At 66.9% G+C, this 21,111-nt stretch carries 19 protein-coding genes; 8 read left to right on the top strand and 11 right to left on the bottom strand.

Going from position 1 to position 21,111, the window contains the following annotated elements:
* Positions 1 to 155: 155 nt before the first annotated feature.
* Together HH310_RS41055 and HH310_RS41050 are read right to left on the bottom strand one after the other, a co-directional pair.
* Positions 156 to 401 (bottom strand): hypothetical protein, encoded by a 246-nt coding sequence (locus tag HH310_RS41055; RefSeq protein WP_169181182.1) that lies wholly within the window; start codon positions 399 to 401, stop codon positions 156 to 158.
* Positions 341 to 1,129, bottom strand: coding sequence for a hypothetical protein (locus HH310_RS41050; protein WP_169181181.1), 789 nt, complete (start codon positions 1,127 to 1,129; stop codon positions 341 to 343). Before HH310_RS41050 ends, HH310_RS41055 begins: the two co-directional genes overlap by 61 nt.
* A 184-nt stretch (positions 1,130 to 1,313) precedes the next feature.
* Here HH310_RS41050 and HH310_RS45115 point away from each other — a divergent pair, with 184 nt between their 5' ends.
* The gene (locus HH310_RS45115) at positions 1,314 to 1,436 is read left to right on the top strand and encodes a hypothetical protein (protein ID WP_282438671.1); all 123 of its coding nucleotides are present in this window, start codon (positions 1,314 to 1,316) and stop codon (positions 1,434 to 1,436) included.
* A 296-nt stretch (positions 1,437 to 1,732) separates the two neighbouring features.
* On the opposite strand, the gene HH310_RS41045 is transcribed toward HH310_RS45115, so the two are convergent.
* Positions 1,733 to 2,182, bottom strand: coding sequence for a MarR family winged helix-turn-helix transcriptional regulator (locus tag HH310_RS41045; RefSeq protein WP_169181180.1), 450 nt, complete (start codon positions 2,180 to 2,182; stop codon positions 1,733 to 1,735).
* 77 nt (positions 2,183 to 2,259) lie between these two features.
* Between HH310_RS41045 and HH310_RS41040 the strand changes: the two genes are divergently transcribed.
* The 5 genes from HH310_RS41040 to HH310_RS41020 all read left to right on the top strand — a co-directional run bounded on the left by HH310_RS41040 (position 2,260) and on the right by HH310_RS41020 (position 7,904).
* Positions 2,260 to 3,018 (top strand): SDR family NAD(P)-dependent oxidoreductase, encoded by a 759-nt coding sequence (locus tag HH310_RS41040; RefSeq protein WP_169181179.1) that lies wholly within the window; start codon positions 2,260 to 2,262, stop codon positions 3,016 to 3,018.
* 275 nt (positions 3,019 to 3,293) lie between these two features.
* Complete coding sequence (locus HH310_RS41035; RefSeq protein ID WP_211193280.1) at positions 3,294 to 4,700, top strand: amino acid permease; 1,407 nt, start codon at positions 3,294 to 3,296, stop codon at positions 4,698 to 4,700.
* Positions 4,697 to 5,947, top strand: a complete 1,251-nt coding sequence (locus HH310_RS41030) for an arginine deiminase (protein WP_169181178.1) — start codon at positions 4,697 to 4,699, stop codon at positions 5,945 to 5,947. The genes HH310_RS41035 and HH310_RS41030 overlap by 4 nt, the downstream gene beginning before the upstream one ends.
* Before the next feature lie 16 nt (positions 5,948 to 5,963).
* Positions 5,964 to 6,965, top strand: coding sequence for an ornithine carbamoyltransferase (gene argF / locus HH310_RS41025; RefSeq protein ID WP_169181177.1), 1,002 nt, complete (start codon positions 5,964 to 5,966; stop codon positions 6,963 to 6,965).
* Between the two features lie 3 nt (positions 6,966 to 6,968).
* Positions 6,969 to 7,904 carry a carbamate kinase gene (locus HH310_RS41020; protein WP_169181176.1) on the top strand — a complete coding sequence of 312 codons (936 nt, stop codon included), beginning with the start codon at positions 6,969 to 6,971 and terminating at the stop codon, positions 7,902 to 7,904.
* Between the two features lie 88 nt (positions 7,905 to 7,992).
* On the opposite strand, the gene HH310_RS41015 is transcribed toward HH310_RS41020, so the two are convergent.
* The 6 genes from HH310_RS41015 to HH310_RS40990 all read right to left on the bottom strand — a co-directional run bounded on the left by HH310_RS41015 (position 7,993) and on the right by HH310_RS40990 (position 14,726).
* Positions 7,993 to 8,934, bottom strand: a complete 942-nt coding sequence (locus HH310_RS41015) for a hypothetical protein (protein WP_169181175.1) — start codon at positions 8,932 to 8,934, stop codon at positions 7,993 to 7,995.
* Positions 8,931 to 9,419, bottom strand: coding sequence for a hypothetical protein (locus tag HH310_RS41010; RefSeq protein WP_169181174.1), 489 nt, complete (start codon positions 9,417 to 9,419; stop codon positions 8,931 to 8,933). Before HH310_RS41010 ends, HH310_RS41015 begins: the two co-directional genes overlap by 4 nt.
* A gap of 3 nt (positions 9,420 to 9,422) precedes the next feature.
* Positions 9,423 to 10,643, bottom strand: coding sequence for a macrolide family glycosyltransferase (locus HH310_RS41005; protein WP_169181173.1), 1,221 nt, complete (start codon positions 10,641 to 10,643; stop codon positions 9,423 to 9,425).
* Between the two features lie 137 nt (positions 10,644 to 10,780).
* Positions 10,781 to 13,531 (bottom strand): LuxR family transcriptional regulator, encoded by a 2,751-nt coding sequence (locus tag HH310_RS41000; protein ID WP_169181172.1) that lies wholly within the window; start codon positions 13,529 to 13,531, stop codon positions 10,781 to 10,783.
* A gap of 75 nt (positions 13,532 to 13,606) precedes the next feature.
* The gene (locus HH310_RS40995; RefSeq protein ID WP_211193279.1) at positions 13,607 to 13,996 is read right to left on the bottom strand and encodes a LuxR family transcriptional regulator; all 390 of its coding nucleotides are present in this window, start codon (positions 13,994 to 13,996) and stop codon (positions 13,607 to 13,609) included.
* A 40-nt stretch (positions 13,997 to 14,036) separates the two neighbouring features.
* Complete coding sequence (locus HH310_RS40990) at positions 14,037 to 14,726, bottom strand: sigma-70 family RNA polymerase sigma factor (RefSeq protein WP_169181171.1); 690 nt, start codon at positions 14,724 to 14,726, stop codon at positions 14,037 to 14,039.
* A 182-nt stretch (positions 14,727 to 14,908) separates the two neighbouring features.
* Here HH310_RS40990 and HH310_RS40985 point away from each other — a divergent pair, with 182 nt between their 5' ends.
* Positions 14,909 to 15,370, top strand: coding sequence for a tetratricopeptide repeat protein (locus HH310_RS40985; protein WP_169181170.1), 462 nt, complete (start codon positions 14,909 to 14,911; stop codon positions 15,368 to 15,370).
* A gap of 534 nt (positions 15,371 to 15,904) precedes the next feature.
* Complete coding sequence (locus HH310_RS40980) at positions 15,905 to 17,443, top strand: recombinase family protein (RefSeq protein ID WP_248294911.1); 1,539 nt, start codon at positions 15,905 to 15,907, stop codon at positions 17,441 to 17,443.
* A 93-nt stretch (positions 17,444 to 17,536) separates the two neighbouring features.
* On the opposite strand, the gene HH310_RS40975 is transcribed toward HH310_RS40980, so the two are convergent.
* Both HH310_RS40975 and HH310_RS40970 read right to left on the bottom strand, forming a co-directional pair.
* On the bottom strand, positions 17,537 to 20,587 hold the full coding sequence (locus tag HH310_RS40975; RefSeq protein WP_169181168.1) for a tetratricopeptide repeat protein: 3,051 nt from the start codon (positions 20,585 to 20,587) through the stop codon (positions 17,537 to 17,539).
* The gene (locus HH310_RS40970; RefSeq protein ID WP_169181167.1) at positions 20,584 to 21,033 is read right to left on the bottom strand and encodes a hypothetical protein; all 450 of its coding nucleotides are present in this window, start codon (positions 21,031 to 21,033) and stop codon (positions 20,584 to 20,586) included. The genes HH310_RS40975 and HH310_RS40970 overlap by 4 nt, the downstream gene beginning before the upstream one ends.
* Positions 21,034 to 21,111 lie beyond the last annotated feature (78 nt).

Genomic DNA, 21,111 nt, shown 5'->3' with positions numbered 1-21,111 from the left:
ATCCGGATCACGGCGCCGATTTCTCACGGCTGCAGTCGGTCAATCAGGCCAGCGGCGTACCTCACGGAATATGCGCCAGAGCCAGATTCCAGCCGTCGTCGACACCTGGGAGTCTCCGTGTGAGTTCAGGCGCCTCGGCGTCGCCGTGGGAGGCATCATTTCGCCCACTTCCGGACGGCGTCGAAGCCCTCCCTCTGCTTAAGCCAGAAGTATCCGTACGCGCCGACGTTCCCCAGATAAGGCCCGATCTCCTGGAGCAGCGCGCGGGTGCCCTTTCGGTCGCGGCCGGCCAGGTAGTTGGCGAGTGCCAGCCAGTGCCGGACCATGATGCCCCGGCCGGTCAGGCGCGGTTCACCGGCCGCGCGCCACTTCGCCTCGCACGCCTCGATCTCCTGCACCACGTCGGCTCGGCGGAAGTAGGCGGCCTTCGCGGCCAGGGAGGACCTCCTGGTGTCGAAGCCGAATGCGCGAAGCGCGTACTCGAAATGCGCCAGCAGAGGCAGCATCGCGATCGAGGAGCCGGCGGCCGCGTCGGCCGGCCCCGTGCGGCGGCGAACATCTGCTCGTGCGAGCCGTACCACTTCTCGCAGAAGTAGGTCACCGCCATGATGTGGGCGTCGCAGTTGAAGGGGTCGCGCTTGACCGCCTCGCCCATCGCGGCGACGAACTCCTCCTGACGGCCCCGCCCGTTCGCAAGCATCGAGGTCATCCGGGTCACCCACGGGTTCGGGTCGAGCGGATTGAGCGCCACCGCACGGTCGGCAGCCTCGGCCGCGAGGATCGCGAGCCGATGGAACTCCCGGAACTCCTCCGGCGACGTCGCCCGTGCTGATCTGTCGCCCCGCGCACGGCCGGCCAGGTCCATCAGCGAGGAGGCGCGCAGGATGGCAACGGTCGGATCGTCCGGAGTGGCCGCCTCCCACACGTCGAGCCACTGCGGCGAGTCGGCGACCGCGTCGCCCAGCACCGCGAGCCGGCGACCGCGCAGCTCCCAATCGTCGCCAGCGGCCACGATCAGATCCCGGGCGGCGGCCCAATCGCCCGCGCGGGCACGGTCACGCGCGTCGCGCGCCTCGAGGTCGGCCTGGGCAAGGTCAGTATCCGGGGCGGCCGGCTTCCGTGAGAACACCGGAAGATCATAGGGAGCCCTATCCGGTCCACTCATCCACCACCCTCGCTCCGCGGACAACACCGCGAACGACCGGCGGCAGACGAGTGAGTGGTTGGATTGGTTGCGGTTACGGCAATAATCCACTGATCTCGATCCGTCCGCCAGGCGGCTCACCACTCACCGTGCGTTTACTCGCTTCAAGATGATCGACTCGGCTGAGATAGCCAGCGGCCAGGTCGTCGAAGCGAAGCAGGAAACGGTGTGGAATGACGGCAACGGCCTCTTGCCCAACGTCGGCGATTGGCGCATGACTTCGGAGGTTTGATGACGAATCCGCGCCCCGATCGACTGGTGAGCCTGCTGCCTCCCCCCACAGGGGAGGTGGCGGGCGTGCCGTGGCACCTGTCGCGTCCGGAGATCGGCCTGAACTTTCCGGCGGACTACCGTCAGGTCGTGGACCGCTATGGTGGAGGCCAAGGGGAACTACCCGTGTTTCGTCTTCGACGGCGCGGACGAGGGCTACTGGGGGCGGGACGGTCTATCCGGTCCAGCCAGACCCGGGCGGCCAGGATGCCCGCGACCGCCGACGTTCTGAAGACCGTCAGCTGACCGGGCCGCGTGTCATTCCGTATCGTCGGCCACGGTGAGCAGGTTTCCGCGTACCTTTTCCAGGAGGCTAATCAGTTGGCTTTCCTGGTCGGGTGTCATGCCCTCGGTCGCGGTTTCGGCTAGCGCGCGCCATGTCTCCTCGATGTCGGGGATGATCGCGCGCCCCTTGTCGGTCAGCCGGATGCGAGTGGCGCGCCGGTCGCCCGGCACGGGCTCCCTGATGAACCAGCCGCCCGAGTCGAGACGGCTCAGACTACGGGTCACGGTGGGTTGCTCCACGCCGAGCCGGGACGCCAACTCGCTGATCAACGTGCCGTCGGGTTGCCGCGCGAGCGTCCACAGCAGGACGTCCTGACCCGGGTGCAGGCCGAGGGCACCGAGAAGGTCGGCCTGTGCGGTGCGGTAGAGCCTCGCCACCTTCACCAGCGCCTTGTTGGTAGCCAACACCTCCGCGAAGTCCACGTGGGCAGTTTACGGGTTGACGATCCGGTGCCGCTACATGCATAGTCGGCTAACCTATAGCCGACTAAGGAGTTTGCATGGACATGGGTCTCGCCGGCAGAGCTGCTCTCGTGACCGGAGCCTCCGGCGCCATCGGACGGGCGACAGCATTGCGGCTCGCCGCTGAAGGCGCTGCCGTCGCGGTGTCCTGGCACACCGACCATGCCCGCGCGGCGGACGTCGTCGACGCGATCACCCGTGACGGCGGACGGGCGTACGCCGTACGCCTGGACTTAGGTCATCCCGGCGCGGCCGGGAGCATCCTGCAGGAGGTCACCCACGAACTCGGGCCCGTCACCATCATGATTGCCAACGCCGTGAAGTGGCCGTCCTTCGACGAGGGTGAGATAGACGGCCTCACCGCCGCCCTCACCGCGAACACCATCGGCCCCGCCGCGCTGATCGACGCCGCTCTGCCGGCCATGCGTACCGAAGGTTGGGGACGCATCGTCGTCGTCTCGACCGATGTCGTCGAACAGCCCATGTCCGGACCGCTCGCCTACGCCACCGCCAAGGGGGCTCTCGAGACCGCGGCCCGGGTCCTCGCCGTACGGGAAGCCCGTCACGGCATCCTCACCAATGTCGTCCGCCCCGGCTTCACCCTCACCGAGAAGGCCATGAACGCTCCCTTTCTCGGCCCGAAGGCGATCGCCTCCGAGTCGGCAAAGACCCCGACCGGACGCATCTGCACACCCGACGACGTGGCCTCGGCCATCACCTATCTCGCCTCGCAGGGCAACGGCCACATCAACGGCCAAATCCTGTCCCTGGCCGGCGGCCGCGAACTCGTCCGATAGTCGCCCAGGTTGGTGTGTCAGACGCGAACAGAGTCCGGCGTCGCGTTGTGGTCGATGCGCCCGCGCGGGATGACGTACCGCGGATGAGCGCTCTTCGCCGGGTCCCGGGTGCCGATGTCACGAGCCGTCGTGACGTCCGGTCTTAGTACCGAAATCGGCCGATGCATCGAGATCCCACTCTGCGCATCGGTCTACCAGAAGTATCCCAGGAGGCATGTCATGTCCGTTGCTGCCACGGCTCGCAGGGGCCGGCGCGACCGAGGAGGTCGGGCGCGATGAGCGCCACAGTGGTTCGCAATGCGAATCCGAACATGGACGGCGGGCCGCCCCCGCGCCATGCGGAGGAACCGCGCTTCGGCCTGCCGACCGCGACCGCGCTGGTGGTCGGGTCGGTCATCGGGACCGGTGTGTTCGCGCTGCCGTCGGCGCTGGCCTCCTTCGGACCCATCTCACTGGTCGCATTCGTCCTGGTGACGGTCGGGGTAATCGCTTTGGCCCTGACGTTCGGCAAGCTGAATCGTCGGGTTCCCGGATCCGGTGGTCCTTACCTGTACGCCCGAGAGGCTTTCGGTGACTTCGCCGGCTTCGTCAACGCGTGGAGCTACTGGATCACCGCGTGGGCCGGCAACGCCGCGATCGTGGTGGCCTGGGTCGGCTACGTCGAGGTGTTCTGGAACACCTCTCATGCCAAAGGGTGGTCCATCCTGATCGCGCTCGCCGGGTTGTGGGTACCGGCAGCGATCAACCTGGCCGGGATCCGCAGCCTCGCGGTGGTGCAGGTGGCCAGCACGGTGCTCAAGTTAGTTCCGCTGCTGTTCATGGCGACGGTCGGACTGGTGTTCATCAAGTCCGCCAATTTCGGCGAGTTCAACGCCAGCGGCGGGTCCGCGCTGGGAGCGATCAGTGCCGCTGCGGCGATCGCCCTTTTCGCGTACATCGGGATCGAGACCGCCTCGGTGGCAGCCGGTCGCGTCTCGGAGCCGGGCCGCAACGTCGGCCGCGCGACGGTCTTCGGCACCCTCGCCTGCGCGTTGGTCTACATCCTCGGCACCGTCACCGTTTTCGGCACGGTCGGCCATGACGCACTGGTCGCCTCGACGGCGCCGTTCACCGATTCGGCCAACGCGATCTTCCACGGCGAATGGGCTGGGGACACGGTTGCGGTCGCGGCTATCGTCTCGGGATTCGGCGCTCTGGTCGGCTGGACCCTCATCGTCGGGGAAATGCCGCAGGCTGCGGCCCGCCAACGGCTGTTCCCGGCCGTGTTCGCGCCGGACAACCGGCGCGGCGTGCCGGCCTACGGCATCGTCGCCGGGACGCTTCTGGCTTCGGCGCTGACCGTGGTGAGCTACACCAGCTTTGCCAAGGCATTCACCACCGTGGTGCTGCTGTCCGTGCTGACCGCCGTCATCCCGTACCTGTTCTCCGCCGCGGCCCAGGTGTATTGGCTGCTGACCGAAGGCCGCCGGGTCCGCGCCGGCCACCTGCTACGTGACGTCATCGTCGCGGCCACGGCGCTGCTCTTCGGCTTCTGGGCCCTCGCCGGCGCTGGATACCAGGCCACCTACTACGGGTTGTTCTGCCTGCTGCTGGGCGTGCCCGTCTACATCTGGCTCAAAGTAGGGCGTGGCGAGTACGGCGAGAGGTCGACCGGCCACCTCGCGGATGGAGTACAGCGATGACACTCACCAGCACCGGCAATGCCCTGACCGTCGGGGTGGATTCCGAGATCGGCGCGCTGGGTGAGGTGATCGTGCACCGCCCCGGCCTCGAGCTTGATCGGCTCACTCCCGGCAACATCGCCGAGCTTCTGTTCGACGATGTGCTGTGGGCCGGACGCGCCCGTGAGGAGCACGACGCCTTCGTCGCAACACTGCGTGAAAACGACGTGACGGTACGCCTGTTCGGCGATCTCCTCGCCGAGGCACTGTCCACACCGGATGGCCGGATGTTCGCTCTCGACCGAACGCTCACCGCCGAGCAGCTCGGGACCGGTCTTGCCCGCGAGGTGCGCGCCCTGTTCGAAGACGCCGCACCGGCCACGCTGGCCGAGTATCTCATCGGCGGGCTCACCAAGGCGGATCTGTCTCCGCTGACCCGGCCCAGCTTGCCCTGGCAAAGCCTGGACATCGACGACTTCGTGCTGGCACCGCTGCCCAACACGCTCTTTCAGCGCGACAATGTCGCCTGGATCGGTGCCGGCGCCACCATCAACCCGATGGCCAAGGCGGCTCGCCGCCGCGAGTCCATCAATACGCGCACCGTGTACCGCTACCACCCGTTGTTCCGGGACGCGGACTTCCCCATCTACTACGGCGACGACGACGCCGACCACACACCGGCTACTTTGGAAGGCGGCGATATCCACGTCATCGCCCCGGGCGTCGTCCTGATCGGTATGGGCGAACGCACCACACCGATGGGCGTCGAGGCGCTCGCCCGCCGGTTGTTCGCGCTCGGGCAGGCCAGCCTCGTTCTCGTCGTGGAGTTGCCGAAGACTCGCTCCGCGATGCACCTGGACACCCTGCTCACCATGGTCGATTTCGGCACCTTCGTGGCTTACCCGTATCTGGACTGGTATCAGGCACGGTGCTGGCGTCTGACACCCGGCGGCGCTCCGGCCGACATCGACGTGCAGGAGAGCCGCGGCTTGCCGGCCGCGTTGGCGCAAGCGCTCGACGGAGGCTCGGTCAAGGTGCTGACGGCCGAGGCGGATCGCAGTAACGCGCTGCGGGAGCAGTGGGACGACGCGGACAACTATCTGGCCATCGCGCCGGGCGTGGTCATGGGTTACGACCGCAACGTCGTCACCAACGCGTTGCTCCGCCGCAACGGCATCGACGTCATCACCCTTGCCGGCAGTGAGCTCGGCCGCGGCCGAGGTGGCGCCCGCTGTATGACCTGTCCGGTACGCCGCCACCCGCTTTGAGCAAGGAGGATCCGTCATGGGCGTACGAACCCATCCGAACTCACTGCTCCAGGATCTCGACCTGGACAAGGAGCAGTTCCAAGATTTGTTGACCCTGGCCGCCCAGCTCAAACAGGAAAAGCTGCACGGCGACGAAGTCGAACGGCTCGGTCGCCAGAATATCGTCCTGGTGTTCGAGAAAAACTCCACGCGCACCCGCTGCGCGTTCGAGGTCGCCGCCAACGACCAGGGCGCACGGGTCACGTACCTCGGGCCCGAGGGCTCCCACCTGGGCCGCGAGGAGTCCGTCGCGGACACCGCCAGGGTGCTGGGGCGTATGTACGACGGCCTCGCGTTCCGTGGCAACACCCAGGACACCGTGGAGCAGTTCGCCGAGCACGCCGGCATACCGGTCTGGAACGCGCTTACCGATGAGTGGCACCCGACCCAGAGTCTCGCCGATATCCTTACCATGACCGAGTATCACGGCGGGGACGTCGAGGACATCGCGTTCTGCTTCACCGGCGACGGGGACAGCAACGTGGCCCGTTCGCTCCTGGTAACCGGCGCCTTGCTCGGCATGGACGTCCGTATCGCGGCGCCAGCCGGTTTGCAGCCGCCGCGCGACGTGGTCGCCGCGGCCGAGAAGGCCGCGCGATCCAGCGGGGCGCGGGTTCTGGTCACCGACGACCTCGACGCGGCGGTACGCGGCGCTGATTTCGTCTATACCGATGTGTGGGTGAGCATGGGCGAACCCGACGACGCGTGGGCGGCCCGGGTGCCGTCGCTGCTGCCGTACCGCGTCACCGACGACGTACTGGACGCCACCGGCCGGCCCGGGGTGCGGTTCATGCATTGCCTGCCCGCCATCCACAACCGCGACACCGACATCGGCGCCCGCTTGTATCAGCAGTTCGGCGTTGAGGGCGCCGAGGTCACCGACGAGGTATTCGAGTCCCACCGGTCCATCGTGTTCGACCAGGCCGAGAACCGAATGCACACCATCAAAGCCCTTCTCGTACGTTCGTTGGGGGGCTGATCCGTGCGCATCGTCATCGCCCTCGGCGGCAACGCGCTGCTGGAGCGGCACGACAAACCCGACGCGGCGATCCAGCAAAAGCACGTGCGCCGCGCCGCGGAATCCCTTGCCTCATTGGCCGCCGACCACCAGCTGATCGTGTGCCACGGCAATGGTCCTCAGGTCGGCCTGCTGGCGCGGGAGAGCAGGACGGACCCCGAGCTGAGCATGCCGTACCCGCTCGACGTGCTCGGCGCGCAGACCCAAGGCATGATCGGGTACTGGCTGGCTCAGGAACTGGCCAACGCCGGCGTCACGAAACCGGTGGTGGCGGTGGTGACGCAGACCGTCGTCGACGCGTACGACGCGGCCTTCGCCGCTCCTGGCAAATTCATCGGTGCCGGCTATTCGGACGAGCAGGCCGAGGAACTCGCCGTCCGGTACGGCTGGACCATGAAGGTCGACGGCGACCGGTGGCGGCAGGTCGTGCCTTCGCCGGAGCCGGTGCGGATCGTCGAACTGGAGACGATTCGCACCCTCGTCGACGGCGACGTCGTTGTCGTGTGCGGCGGTGGTGGCGGTGCGCCGGTCATGGTGGACGGCGCCGGTCATCGCACTGGGGTGGGCGCGGTTGTCGACAAGGACCTGACCGCCGCTCACCTCGCCTTGGCGCTCGGCGCCGACCGGTTGCTCGTTCTCACCGACGTACCGGCGATTGTCCGCGGATACGGCACATCACAGGCCGAGCCGATCCGCGAAATCGACGCCGACACCCTCGCCGGGTTGGCGTTCCCCGCCGGGTCGATGGGGCCGAAGGCTGACGCCTGCGTGCGGTTCGCGCGGGCGTCCGGGCGTTCGGCCGCCGTCGGTGCGCTCACCGACGCCGCCGAGGTGCTCGCCGGCCGCGCCGGTACGACCATCACGGTGGCGGTGCCGGAGCACAAGGCAGCGGTGGGCTGAGTACGCCAACGGGATGCGTCCGGTGTGAACCTGCCGGACGCCCCATCGTTCCAGCACACGCCTCGAGCTCGTTCAGTCAAACGTTTCTTCAACGCCCCGCTTGCCGGCCGGGAAACCCCGCCGTGCGGCTACGGATGAGCGCGATCACGGTGTCGGCGGTGCGGTCGAGATGACTGCGTCCATCGGGGAGATAGGCATCTGGGCTGATATAACTTTTCGGGCCGATGTGGGTGGCCGGTTCGAGCAGGTGTGCCGTGATTTTTCCCGTTCGCTCGGCCCGGTTCCAGCCGCTCCGGCGGTACGGTCGCCACCGCTGCGGGAAGATCCAGGTGCCGACCCTCTCGATCCAGTCGGCGGAACTCGTCAGCCGGTCGAGGTGCTCGGCGTGTGCCATGTCGTTGGCTCCGTTGTGGAACCCGCCGAGAGTGATCAACCAAAGCGGGCACACCAACTGCGACCACAGTTCGTCCACCGCGCCGGTGGCGACCTGGGCGCCGCCGCTATAGCTCAGCAGCACCACGGGGATCCCGCTGTGCGGCCGGTAGCCGGCAAGCCGGAGTTCAGCGGCGATGTGTGAACCGACGGCGCGGTTGTAGAGAGGCCGGTACCGGCGGTCGGCGGCGATGAAGATCTGCATCACATTGTGCAGGAACAGCAGAAGACCGATGTGATGACGGAACCACACCCAGACGGGCCGGTCGGCGAGCGGATCGGCCAGCGGGGAGTACGGCAGTACCTGACCCAGCACCCGGAGCTCCGGTGCTCCGTCGATCACCGCTTGGACCAGCTTGCCGCCGTCGCGGGTGTCACGGAACTGCCGTTTCCCGATGCCGTCCAGATAAACCAGATAGGCGTCCGGCGGAAGGTCCGGGTCCGCACCCCGGGCGTACGGCATGCCTGCCGGGAGGGTGGTGGAGGGCGTACGCCAGCCGGCCGCGTAGGCCAGCACCTCGTAACGTGCGAGCAGGGCTTCGGCGAGCAGAACCGGTCCGACTCCGGCGAGAACCAACAGGAGCGGCCACCCGCTCATGTCAGCGACTCCCCGGCTCGTCTCGGATGAATCGTCGCGACCAGCCGGCGGACGGCCTCGACGGCGAGGCCGAGCCCGGCTCCGGCCACGGCGACGCAGCCGGCGGCAACCCACCAGCCGAGCCCGGCGTTCGCGGCGAGCGCGCCGGTGAGACCTGCCCCGACGCCGACCAGGAGCAGAGTATGCAGCATCGGCCCGAGCAGGGGGAAGGCGAGGACGGCGCTTAGTAGCAGTGGCGCTACCAGACCCGGCGTCCAGACCAGCACCTCGGCGGCCAGCGACGCGTGCGCCACCAGGTGGGCAACGGTCCATGCCGATAGGGGCCAGAGCGCGAATACGGCGCCGTCGACCACCGCGCCGCTGACCATCAACCCGATCGCGCTGGTGTGCGATAAGCCGGACCGGCGTGCCACCACGGGGAGGACCCGCCCGACGGCCTCGGACAGCCCTGCGAACAGCAGCAGGACGACGATCACAGGGGACACGGGTCAGCCCCGCGGTGGCAGGTCGGCACGGGCGGGCTGCGTGCGCGGGCCGGTCCGCATGTACCGCTCGAGCTCATCGGCGGCGCGCCGATATCCACCCGCTCGCCGCTGGGCGTCCTGCAGCGTTCTCGCGCCGGCCCGGAAACTGGGCTCGTCGAGCAGCCGTTGGGCGAGGAAGCGCACCGCCGCCACGGTGACGTCCTCGGTGTCGATCGAGAGTCCGGCGTCGAGCGCGACGACGCGGGAGGCCACCATTGGCTGATCGGCGCCCTGCGGGACGACCAGCATCGGGACACCGGCGTACAGGGCCTCATTGACGCTGTTCATCCCGCCGTGCGTGATGAACAGTGCCGCTCTGGCAAGCACATGCGGCTGCGGTACGGAACGGCGAGCGAGCACGTTGGCCGGCAGCGGACCGAGTGCGGCCGGATCGGTCTGTCCGGTGGATACGACCACGGTGCCGCCGAGCGGGGCGAGCGCGGTGGCGAAGACGTGCAGCAGTTTCGGGTCGGCGCTGAATATGGTGCCCAGGGAGGCGTACAGGATCGGGCCTGGTAATTGATCGGTGTGAAATGACCTGTCAATCGGCCGTGCGCCAACGCTCGGGCCGACGAACCGGTAGGACTCGTCGAAGGCTGCGGCGTCGACCTGGAACTCGCGTGAGGTGAAGACCAGGTTGAGCGGCTGGCGGATGTTTCCCAGATCGACCGGTGGCAGCGCCCCCGTGTGGTAACGCCGGTGCAGCTCCCGGCGCGACCGCAGATAGGCCTGGATGCTGCGGGGCTGAGCCGCCGCCGCGGCCAGCAGGGACCGGGAGCCGCGGGTGGGGCTGGACACCCGCCGATTGAAGGCGAATGTGGTGAACGACGAAGCCGCCGGCACGTTGAGTTCCCGAGCGGCGACGGCGCCCCACGGGCAGGCGGAGTCGTGGACGATCAGATCCGGCCGGAGGCGACGCAGGTCGGCGAGCACACCGGGCAGCACGCCGACGGTGGTCCGGGCCAGCCCCTCCACCAGATTTACCGGGGTCGGCGGATCGGCGAGCGGCTGGTCGCCACCCGAATAAAGATGCACGGCAGCGCCAGCGGCGGCGATCTCCGCGCTGAACAGCGGCGAGGTGTGATAGGAAACAGAGTGTCCTCGACGGACAAGCTCCGCCACGACCGGCAGCGTCGGGTTGACGCGTCCATGCATGCCGATGTTCAGGAAGGCGACTGCGCTCACCGGTCGACCCCCGGGTGCCGAGCGGCCGGTTCCTCACAACGAGTCTTCATGCTTCACCTCTCACCACGAATCGGTCGTTCGCCCACATGGACCAGGCGAACAACCGATCCGTGACGCGAGAGGTCGATGCGTGCGGGCTAGGCCGCGTCGGGCAGCGCGTCCGGCAATTCCCGGCGCGAGCTGATACCGAGCTTGGTGAATACCTTGCGCATGTGCCATTCGACCGTGCGGGCACTGATGAACAGTTGCGCCCCGATCTCCGAATTAGTCAGATGACGAGCCGCGAGCCGGGCGATCTGTGCTTCTTGTGGGGTCAGGCGGCTTCGGGTCTCGATGGTGCGTTTCTGTGCGGTCTCGCCCGTGGCATGCAGTTCCTGGCGAGCCCGTTCCCCGAAAGCCTGGGCGCCCATCGCGGTGAACAGGTCGTACGCGGCGCGCAGTTGCTCGCGCGCGTCAAGGCGGCGACCCTCTCGGCGCAACCATTCACCGTAAAGCAGCCGGGCCCGCGCGTACTCCGCCCGCTGTTGAGTGCGACCGAGCCGCTCGATCGCTTCTCGATAGAGCCGCTCGGCGGTTTCGCCCTCGGCCAGCAGCGCGCGCGAGCGGGCCTCGATGCCGAGCGCCCACTCGGTGCCGACCGCCCCGGTCATCTCGGAGAGCCGGTGAAGTGCCTCGTCCGCGACGTCGGTGGCGCCCGAGCGGGTAGCCGATTCGATCAGCTCAGCGAGACCCCACTTCGACGCCGCCAGCTCGTGCAGGTACGCGCTGGCCTGCCGGGCCGCCGCCATGGCCTCCTCGTAGCGGCCCAAGCCGTTGAAAAGCGCCGCTGCCGCCCATTGAGCGACGCTGACCCCGGTGCCCTCGCCGTTGGCCACGACGTCGCTCAGGCTGGCGTCGATGAGCCGACGTGCCTCCTGTTCGCGACCCTGCCAGGAGGCCAGCACCATCTCCGCGTACATGGGACGGGCGGGACGGTCGCCCGCGACCGTGTCCATGACGATTTTCGCCTCGTCGACGAGGGCCGTCGCTGCTTCCAGTTCACCGGCGAGTGCGTGCGCGATGACCTGGATGGTGATCGCGCGGAGGAGTTCGCCGAGCGCACCGGCATCGCGAGCAGTCTGCACGTAGCGGCCGGACAGCACGCGAAAGCCGTCGTCGTCCCACACGTCCGCGGCGAGCACGGAGGTGACCGACAGGGACTCCAGGCTCTCCGCGATCGAGACGTCCTCGGTGCTGTAGGCCTGCAATGCTCGCCGGACGGTAGGAAGGGCGACCGCGTGCCCGTCGGTGATGAGCGAGGTCAGGCCCGCCAACAGGATGTCGCGCTTGCGGCTATGGTCCGGGGTCGTGCGGGGGACGCTCGCCGCGACCTCCATCAGGTCCGGGACCGAGAAGCGACCCATGTACAACGCGGCCGCGACGACCTCCAGATACGTCACCCGGGCGCGTTCGATGTCGAGTGGTTCGAGTCGTCGCGCGGCGGCAAGCAGCAGCGCGGGGGCCTCACTCCCGCGCCTCGACGCATACGCGATCCGGGCGCGAAGCATATCGATCCTCGCCCGTCCGAGATCGTCGATCGGCCCGGCCTCGGCCGTCGCCAGCAGCTGCAGGGCCGGATTGAATTCACCGGCCTGAAGCTTGGCCTGCGCCGCGGACAGCACCCGGACCGCGCGACGCGCCGGATCGGGGCTAAGGCCGGCAGCTCGCTCCAGGAAGGCTGCCGCCGCGGCGAAGCCACCGCGAGCCCGGGCTCGGTCGGCCGAGCGTTCGAGTTCCGCGGCGGCCTCCTCGTCCGGTTCCGAGGTGGCCTCCGCGCGGTGCCACGCTCTCCGATCCGGGCTGAGCTCAGTGGCCTCGGCCAGCGCCCGGTGCACCGCCACCAGGTCACGCACGTCAGCCGAGCGCCAAGCGGCCGAGCGCACCAGCGGATGGCGAAACCGCGCCGATACCCCGAACTCGATCAGGCCCGCCTGCTCGGCCGGGACCGCCGCGCTCGGCGGGATGCCAAGGCGTTCGGCCGTACGCCTGAGTGCCGTCACGTCACCGACCGGCTCGAGCGCTGCCACGAGGAGGAGCCGTCTCGTCTCGGCGGGAAGCGCTTGCAGTCGCGTCACGAACCCCTGTTCGAGGTGGCCGGCCAGGGGAATCGGGGTATGTAGTCCGAGCCCGAAGGCCAGCTGCGCCGGCGTACGTCCGCGGGGAAGCTCCAGCAACGCCAGCGGGTTGCCGTGTGCCTCGGCCACGATCCGGTCGAGCACGCCCGCCTCGAGTGGCCCGGCGAGCGCGGCTTGAAGCAACGCCCGCGAATCCGCCTGCCCCAACCCGCCGACGACCATCGTCGGCAACTGCCTGAACGCTTCGTCCACACCCGGGGTCCGGCACGCGAAAACCAGCGCGACCGACTCGGCCAGCAGGCGACGCGCGACGAAAGCGAGCGTGTCGGCCGACGCCCGGTCCAGCCACTGAGCGTCGTCGACCAGGCAGATCAGGGGCTTATCCTGGGCGACGTCGGACAGCAGGCTCAGCACCGCCAAGCCGACCAGGAAGCGGTCCGGCGCGTTCCCGTCATGCAGGCCGAACGCCGTTCCCAACGCGTCCCGCTGCGGGGCCGGAAGACGGTCGAGCCGGTTCAGGAACGGCGCGCACAGCTGATGGAGACCGGCGTACGCGAGCTCCATCTCGAATTCGGCGCCGGTAGCGCGGGCGACGCGGCACTCGGCGGCCCTGCTCACCAGGTATTCAAGCAGCGCCGTCTTGCCTATCCCGGCCTCGCCGCTCAGGACGAGCACTTGGCTCCGCCCTGCGCGGAGGCTGGTCAGGAGCTCATCCAGGGTTTCGCGTTCGCTGCGACGGCCGCGCAGAACGGGCGCACGCTCAGTTGTCGACATGGTTGCCACCGGCAGTAAGCACGGGCGCTCACTTTAGCTCGCTTTGCTGTCGGCGACGGCTCCGTGTTGATCAAGTCACGAGTCGCCTCGCCACATGTAGAGCAGCCTGCCGTCGGCCTCCGCGGTGACGTCGGGCGTCCCGAGCAGGAGTGACACGGTGAGTAGGAGTGCCGAGTCTTCGATCGCGACCAGCGTGTGGGTCCCGGTCGGGATGGCGAGGAGATCCCCCGTGATGGCCTCGAATGTCTGCGGGCCGACAGTCACCCGGATCCGGCCGGCGAGTACCTGCAGCGTCGCCTGCTTCGCGCTCGGATACTCGCACACGGTAGCGGCCGCTCGCAGGCCCATGACGATGTGCCGGAGGGCGCGGTTGTGGCTTCCCCGGACGATCTGGACGCTGAGGCCGCGCTCCGCTCTTCGCGCGCTTGCCATCTGGATTCGAGCCAGATCCGTCAACGACGACATGTGCATGTTGTCCCCTCTAGTGAAGTACGTGGTTACGGGCTCAGGCCACCTTCAGCAGGTCGATGAGTCGCGCTACGTCACCGTGCCGGGCCGCGTCCAGGAAGCCGCTCAGAAGGCCGTCCCGTTCGGCTGGGTCGACCAAATTGTGGCGTTTTTCGGTGAGGTGCTTGCGCGCGCGGTTGGCGAGTTGCCGCGCCTGAGCCTCGTTGAGCTGGAGTGCTTCCGCGATGTCGCGAAAGGGGTACTGGAATGCCTCGCGGAGGAGATAAACGGCCCGTTCGATCGGGGACAACCTTTCGATCAGCAGGTGGATCGCGAACTCGATCGCCTCGCCGAGTTCAGCCTGGATCGTCGGGTCGGCGGTGGCGAAGTCGTGCGCCGTCAGTTCCGACCCGGAACTGACCTCGCGACGGGCAACCGCCGAGGTTGCCGCATTCAGGGCAGTCCGCTTCGTGACGGTTACGAGGAAGGCAACCCGATCGCGCACCTGTGCCTGGTCCGCGCCCTGCCAGCGGATCCACACATCTTGAACAATGTCCTCGGCGTCGGCCGGGCGACGCACGATCCGGTTGGCGACCCCGACCAGCCGGGAACGAAGGCTCTCGAAGTCGGCTGCCGCTTCGGCAGACGTGGAGAAAGGAAACCTGCTGGCGGGCAGTCCTGTGTTATCGCTCGGAGCCACGCCCGACGAGGTGGACACGGAGACGAGATCAACGATCGATGAGCGCATTACACATTCCCTTGCTGGCGGTGTGGCTGGACTGCGGGACCTTTCGGTCCCGCTGGTGACACAGCCACCGTCTTCCGGTCCGGATGCTGTCCGCGCCTGTGGACGGTCCGGGTGTGTCCCTAGGCCATCCCTGGCGACGCTGGCCCAGGGGCCCCGTGTCCGCTCGGTCGCGCACAAGACGGATGGATGCCGGCCGGCTCGTTCGCGCTGTCATGGACGGTGTTCAGGCAGCGGCCCGGGCGAGGTTCGAGAACCCGCGGGCCCGGTTCGGGGACGCGCACGCCGACACCGCGCTCGTTGCTGTCGAGCTGGGCATATCGCTGACCGACAGCGGCGAGTGGGCCGAGGCGGCGATGCTTCTGGACCGCTCGCTGCCGGTGCTGCTCCGGGTGATCGGCGACACCCACCCGGCGCGCTTGTCCGTCACGCAGGGGCTCGTGCGCAGGGTGGCACCTTCGCCGCGATCCAGAAGCGACGGGCTGAAGCGGCCGTCCGGCTGCGACGCGTCGCGAACGACCGCGACGTGCTCACTTCTTCGACTACACACAGTCGGGGAAGTGGCGCAGCTGCTTCGCTTCTACGAGGCCGTCCTTATCGCGCCCCGGATGCAGCGCCCGTACGGACCTTACGTCACAGCCCACTGACGTCCGCTCGCCACCAGGACCTGGCGCCGCACGACTCGCGGCAGAAGAGCACACCGTAGCGAAGATAGGAACGGTGGCGAGTAGTGCGAACGCACCATGAAACAATCGTTTGGAGACCAGCCTGCAACCTTGCCAATCTTGAATAGTGGTTCGCTCTACGCTATCCGAGAAGGGCGGCACGGACACCTATCAAATCCGACCCCAACTCGCGGCCGCGGCTCGCGCATTGCGACTACCACGAGGTCGGACGCCCAGGGCGGCTGTTGGCGAGCGCGGAAGCACCTTGTCGGGTGGTTCCCGGCTTTTGATCAGCGCTGCGGGGGTGACCTGTGTCAATGGGGTGACGACAGGGCGCCCGGCTGGTTGCTACCAATGTAGCAACGGCTCGTTTCCTCTGCGGTGAGGTGATCGGCGATGCCCGTCCGCTCCAGTTCTCCGTCCGGTTCATCCTCGAGTTCGTTCGACGCCTGGGTGTCTGCGACGCCGTCGGTTCCGCGGGTCCGGGGCCGCGGGCAACCGCGCGTTGGTGGCGGGTTGAGGTTCGCGTTTTACGGGCGGATCTCCACCACTGGATATCAGGATCCGGTGTCCTCACGGGCGTGGCAGATCGAGGCGGCGCAGCGTGTGGTCGCCGGCCGGGGCCGGATCGTGGTGGAGTTCTTCGATCCAGGCGCCTCGCGCAGTGTGCCTTGGGTTAAGAGGCCGCAGGCGGCTGAGCTTCTTGCCGCGGCCGCCGACCCCGATCGCGGGTTCGACGCGGTCGTGGTCGGTGAGTTCGAGCGGGCGTTCGCCGGCGGTGAGGCCCGCCGGGTGATCGAGACCTTGGCGGGCTGCGGAGTGCAGTTGTGGCTGCCCGAGGCACAAGGCCCGGTCGACCTCGACGACCCGGAGCATCGGGCGTTGTTGATGATGTTGGGTCATCAGTCACAGCGCGAAGTGCTCCGTACTCGATTCCGGGTGCGCTCGGCGATGGCGGCACAGGCGCGTGAACAGGGCCGTCACCTGGGCGGCCGCCCGCCGTACGGCTACCAGCTGGTCGATGCTGGCCCGCACCCGAATCAGGTTCAGGCGAGTTGGGGCCGGCGCCGGCATCGCCTGGATGTGGATCCGGTGACGGCCCCGCACGTGCGATGGATCTTCGCCTGTCGCCTCGCGGGCATGAGCGCCGCTGGCATCGCCCGCGAGCTCAACGAACGACGCATCCCGTCACCGGGTGTCTACGACCGGGTCCGCAATCCGCACCGCGCCCAGGCGGTGTGGACGCTGCGTACGGTCGCGGCGATCCTGGCCAACCCGCGCTACACCGGCCGGCAGGTCTGGAACCGGCAGTACACCGATCACCGGGAGGCAGTGCCGGGCGACAAACGGACGAGTCTGGGCCCGGTGCGGATCTGGAATCCGCGCGCTGACTGGGCGATCTCGGCGGACCGGACCCACCCGGCCCTGGTCAGCGACGACGACTTCACCGCAGCACAAGAGATCAGTGCGCAGGCCGTGCCGGAAGACGGCTCGCAGCGTCGGTATGCGCTGACCGGGCTGCTGATGTGCGCCGACTGTGGCCGCAGGCTGTCCGGGCATTGGGTTAACGGGCGGCCCGGCTACCGGTGCCGGCATGGGCACACCAGCGCACAACCTGCCGCCGAGGACGCGCCGCCGTGGGTGTACTGGTCGGAGGCACGGCTCGTCGAGCAGGTGATCGCCGGGAATGCGGCGCTCCCCGGGGTGGGCGGCGTCGCCAGCCTTGCCGCAAATCTACGGCGACGTGAAGCGGTCATCGTCTGCGGCTCGGGCAGCATCAAGATCGAGACCGCCGACGATCAGCCGATCACACCGGTGCGGGTGCGGGACGAATCAGACGCGGTAGGCCCGCGGCAGAAATGCAGCGGTCTGCGGGAGACCGGCCACAATCGGCTAAACAGCACGACTACCGCGGCGAGGAACCGTTGCGGCGGATGCGAAAACTGCATCGGAGCGGCACAGCAAGAAACCCCATCCGATCTCACTCAGAGCGTGATGATCGATATGGGGTTTAACGTGTCCGAGCTGTCTTGCGCCCCGCGGCCTCGCATCTGAAGTAGCCAGTGGTGCCCGCATCGGCAGGTCCAGCGATGGTAGGAAAGCTTGCCCACCGTAGGGCGGACAGGCCGTAAGCCTGAGCAGCTCAAACTATAGGCCAGAAATAACCTCACCAAGCTGTCGGCGAATACGGTCCGCGTCGCCGTCGCGGCCAATTCTCTGCAAGACGTCGGCCAGCATTAAATACGTCCCATAGAGATAATCGAGGAAAGCCTGGGGTAGCTGCTCGGACAACTCCGTGTAGATATCGATCGCTTCCATCGTTTTCTCCAGCGCCTGCGGCAAGTTGACCTCTGCCCTAAGGCACACCTTTGCGTAAGCACATAACGAGCTAGCGAGATCGGGTGAATACGCGACCGTATTGACTGCGGCAAGCTGTTGACGGATCGCCAGCGCTTCCCGGATCGCTGCGAGTGCCTCATCGTGCCGACCAATTTCGCATAAGTGCGTGCCGAAGCTGTTCAAAGCCGCCGCGAGGCCGGGGACCTGGGCGGCCGATTTAACTGACGCAACTCGGTAGTGGTTAACCGCTTCGTCCGCTGCCGCGACCGCTTCGTCATTCCGCCCGATGGCGGATAGGTGGTTACTAAGGTTAACTAGACATCCAGCGAGGATGCTCAGGTACATCGCTGGATGAGACGCAACAAGCTTCCGATAGTGAGCGACCGCTTCCTGAGCAGCGGCGAGGCCTTCGACGTGTTTGCCACATTTGGCGAGATGATTTCCGAAATTGTTGAGCACCAAGGCTAGATTAGGTAAATAGGCTAAGGGGTTGACCTCCGCGAGCTGCCGCCGAATGGCCACGGCCTCCTCTGCCGCAAGAAGTCCTGCTTCCGACTCTCCCAGCTCGGACAGGTGATTACTAAGGTTATTCAACGACCCGGCAAGATCCGAAAGGTGCGCAGCAGGGTTTATATCGGCGAGTTGCCGACGAATAAGAACTGCTTCCCTTGTCGATGCGACCGCTTCCTCACGCCTACCAAGGCCCGATAGATGCTTTCCGAGATTATGCAAGGATAGGGCGAGATCTGGAAGGTAAACAGCGGAGTTGGCACTTGCCAGTCGCCGTTGAATGCTGACGGCTTCGTCGGCTGCCTCAATACATTCATTCAGGTGGCCAAGATCGGAGAGGTGATTACTGAGGTTGTTTAATGACCCAGCGAGGTCGGGAAGGTAGGCGGCTGGGTCCGCTACGGCAAGCGTTCGATACTGCGTGACAGCTTCCGCTGTCGACACAAGTGCCTCGGCTCTACGCCCCAACGCGGCCAGACGGCCGCCCTGACTCGTCAGCATGAGGGCGAGATTGGGCAGGTATTCGGACGGGTTCGCCGTGGCAAGGGGTCGGTATATGGCAACAGCTTCATTGGCCGAGGACAGGGCTTCGTCATGTCGACCCAACTCCGCCAAGACGGCGCAGTGAATGCTCAACGACGCGCCAAGTCCAGGATGTAACGCAGCAGGGTCGGCTGCGGTAAGCCTCCGATATAGGGCGACAGCCTCTTGGGCCGCAGGTAGGGCTTCGCCATGTCGGCCAGCGAAGAACAACCGCCGGGCATGAGTGGCATGAAGGCCAGCTCGTTCGGCGACATCGGCAACGCGAGATAGGCGATATCGGGTGAGGCAGTTGCTAATAGCGGCGGCGGCGATGTCAAGATCAGTGTGCCGGCCATCAGGAAGTAGCTCCTCAAGACGTTCCAAAATGGTGGGGTCTAGGCCGGGTATTGTGGTGAGGCGGGCGACGGCGGCGCCGCCTGCGGCGATTACGAGATCTGGGTACTCGCGTACAAGAGGGTAAAGCACCTCGGTCGCGATGTGTGGCCAGCGGTGGGCCGTCTCGATGAGAACGATAATCGCTGTAGAGGCCCGCCTTAGTGGATCTTGTTCCATAACGACGAGGGCAGCGGGGGCAGCCAAGACCCAATCGTCGACCAAGCTCGCGACCTCATTGTTGCCGTGCCCAGGAGTGGACAGAGCAACAAGATCCTCGCCGAGCCGATCGGGATGAAGTGCCTCAAGGACGGTGCGTTCGTCGGCGGGCGGATAACAGCCGCGGTGTTCGTCGATGATCCGGTCGGCGGACTGGACATCACCAGCGAGTTGCACCTGTACCAAGGCTCGGCGGGCGGCTGTCCGAGGCAGGGCGCCAGTTAAGGTGGCGGTGTAAGTCGCGCGTTGCATCACCACGGGGGGTGTGGCGATCGAATTTTCGGTGCGGGAGTACAGCTGCTGCCAGTGGGCTTGTTCACGCCGAAGCAGGTAAGCGGAGATCGCAGCCGGAGAGGCCGGCGGCGTATCGCCGTGCCAGGAAGCCGCGACGGTGGCCAAGGCGGCCATGTGCACGGCCAAGACGTGTCGGAAGTCATCGCCCTGCAAGGTCGGCGGCGACCAATTCCCGGTACCGTCGATACCCAAGACCGAGGCAAAATGGTCCGCCGCGGTAACAAAAAGGGAATTGCGGTCATCGTCGCTGTCTGCGGCAAGGGCCGGCAGCTTGGTCTCACTAACCTCGATGTTCATATCGGTATCGGCACGCGAAGCTAGAGCTGGCCACCAGTAGCCAGATGAGCGAGCAAGCAACAAGATTCGCACTTTCATGCCGGTTGTCGCCTGCAGGCGGTGGAGGTGAGAGAACAGAGCAAGCAAGGCAGACATGGGCCATCGGTCGGCATAGTCCACAATCGCCAGAAGCCCCGTACCCTGAAGGTCAATCGGTTGTCCGGTTCCATAGACGGATGCCGCAGTGGGAGCTACCTCCCAGACAGTCCATCCAGCACTGGCGCACTGCGTCGCGAATTCCGCTGCGAGGCGGGTTTTGCCCTGACCACCTGTGGCATGCAGCAGGCGGGCCGTGATCGGCTGAGCGTTGCCCCTCCATTCAGTGAGATCGTTCCAGGTCCGAGCGCGCCCGCTGAACGGCACGACACGATGCCGGGCCAGCAACACGCGGCTCGGCTGAGCGCGTGCTTGTTCACGGCTCAACCGGACAGGTGTCACCGTGGCGGGTAAAACCCGGTACATCGGCCGCTCATTGCTTATCGTGACGCTCCCACGGACGCCGGAAATCTGGACGATGTCGCCGAAGACGACACTGTTCTTGATCGACTGCCCAGCCGAGGATGACGGTCGCCACAGTGCACTCATCGGTCAACTCCGACGTCGCCTATGACGTCACCGGGCCGCCGTACCGAGCCGAACTCGCTTGACGCGTGCCCTGAACACCCGCCTTCCTCAGCCAAAGCCACTGGGCTGAATGCGGATGCGGATGGCGGTGCAGCCGCCAAGGGCAGTCCTACTGACACATTTCCGCCCACCCCGTGAATCTGGGTCACGCTTCCGCCAACGCTCGAGCCAGTCACGGTCTGAAGCTGGATCGCTTCCGAGTTCGCCTGCACGCTCGAACGACGGGCGAGTATGACTCCGTAGATCGTGAGCGGTAGGCCGATGAGCGCAACCAAGGAGCCGATCACGCTACCCCATTGATCCGCCGTATCGAGTTGGGTCAAGCCGAACCAGATCCCTGCACCCACCAGCGTCAGGCCACCAAGCAGCAGACCGCCCCACAACAAGGTCTTCTTCGAACCAGCCACCGCTGTATTGTCCAACATTGCTACAACCCGCCATTTGAAGCCACGCAGGCGGAGGAGTCAGCGCCGCCGATCGCTCCG

Origin of the sequence: Actinoplanes sp. TBRC 11911 (assembly GCF_012933445.1) — a bacterium.
Classification (GTDB): domain Bacteria; phylum Actinomycetota; class Actinomycetes; order Mycobacteriales; family Micromonosporaceae; genus Actinoplanes.
Note: the sequence above shows the minus strand (reverse complement) of the source record. Positions and strands in the feature narration are given on the sequence as shown.

Bases quoted from the DNA above. Each gene is read 5' to 3' on its own strand.
- HH310_RS45115 (WP_282438671.1), top strand. From the start codon at position 1,314: ATGATCGACTCGGCTGAGATAGCCAGCGGCCAGGTCGTCGAAGCGAAG.
- HH310_RS41040 (WP_169181179.1), top strand. From the start codon at position 2,260: ATGGACATGGGTCTCGCCGGCAGAGCTGCTCTCGTGACCGGAGCCTCC.
- HH310_RS41035 (WP_211193280.1), top strand. From the start codon at position 3,294: ATGAGCGCCACAGTGGTTCGCAATGCGAATCCGAACATGGACGGCGGG.
- HH310_RS41030 (WP_169181178.1), top strand. From the start codon at position 4,697: ATGACACTCACCAGCACCGGCAATGCCCTGACCGTCGGGGTGGATTCC.
- argF (WP_169181177.1), top strand. From the start codon at position 5,964: ATGGGCGTACGAACCCATCCGAACTCACTGCTCCAGGATCTCGACCTG.
- HH310_RS41015 (WP_169181175.1), bottom strand. From the start codon at position 8,934: ATGAGCGGGTGGCCGCTCCTGTTGGTTCTCGCCGGAGTCGGACCGGTT.
- HH310_RS41000 (WP_169181172.1), bottom strand. From the start codon at position 13,531: ATGTCGACAACTGAGCGTGCGCCCGTTCTGCGCGGCCGTCGCAGCGAA.
- HH310_RS40995 (WP_211193279.1), bottom strand. From the start codon at position 13,996: ATGTCGTCGTTGACGGATCTGGCTCGAATCCAGATGGCAAGCGCGCGA.
- HH310_RS40990 (WP_169181171.1), bottom strand. From the start codon at position 14,726: ATGCGCTCATCGATCGTTGATCTCGTCTCCGTGTCCACCTCGTCGGGC.
- HH310_RS40985 (WP_169181170.1), top strand. From the start codon at position 14,909: ATGGATGCCGGCCGGCTCGTTCGCGCTGTCATGGACGGTGTTCAGGCA.
- HH310_RS40975 (WP_169181168.1), bottom strand. From the start codon at position 20,587: ATGAGTGCACTGTGGCGACCGTCATCCTCGGCTGGGCAGTCGATCAAG.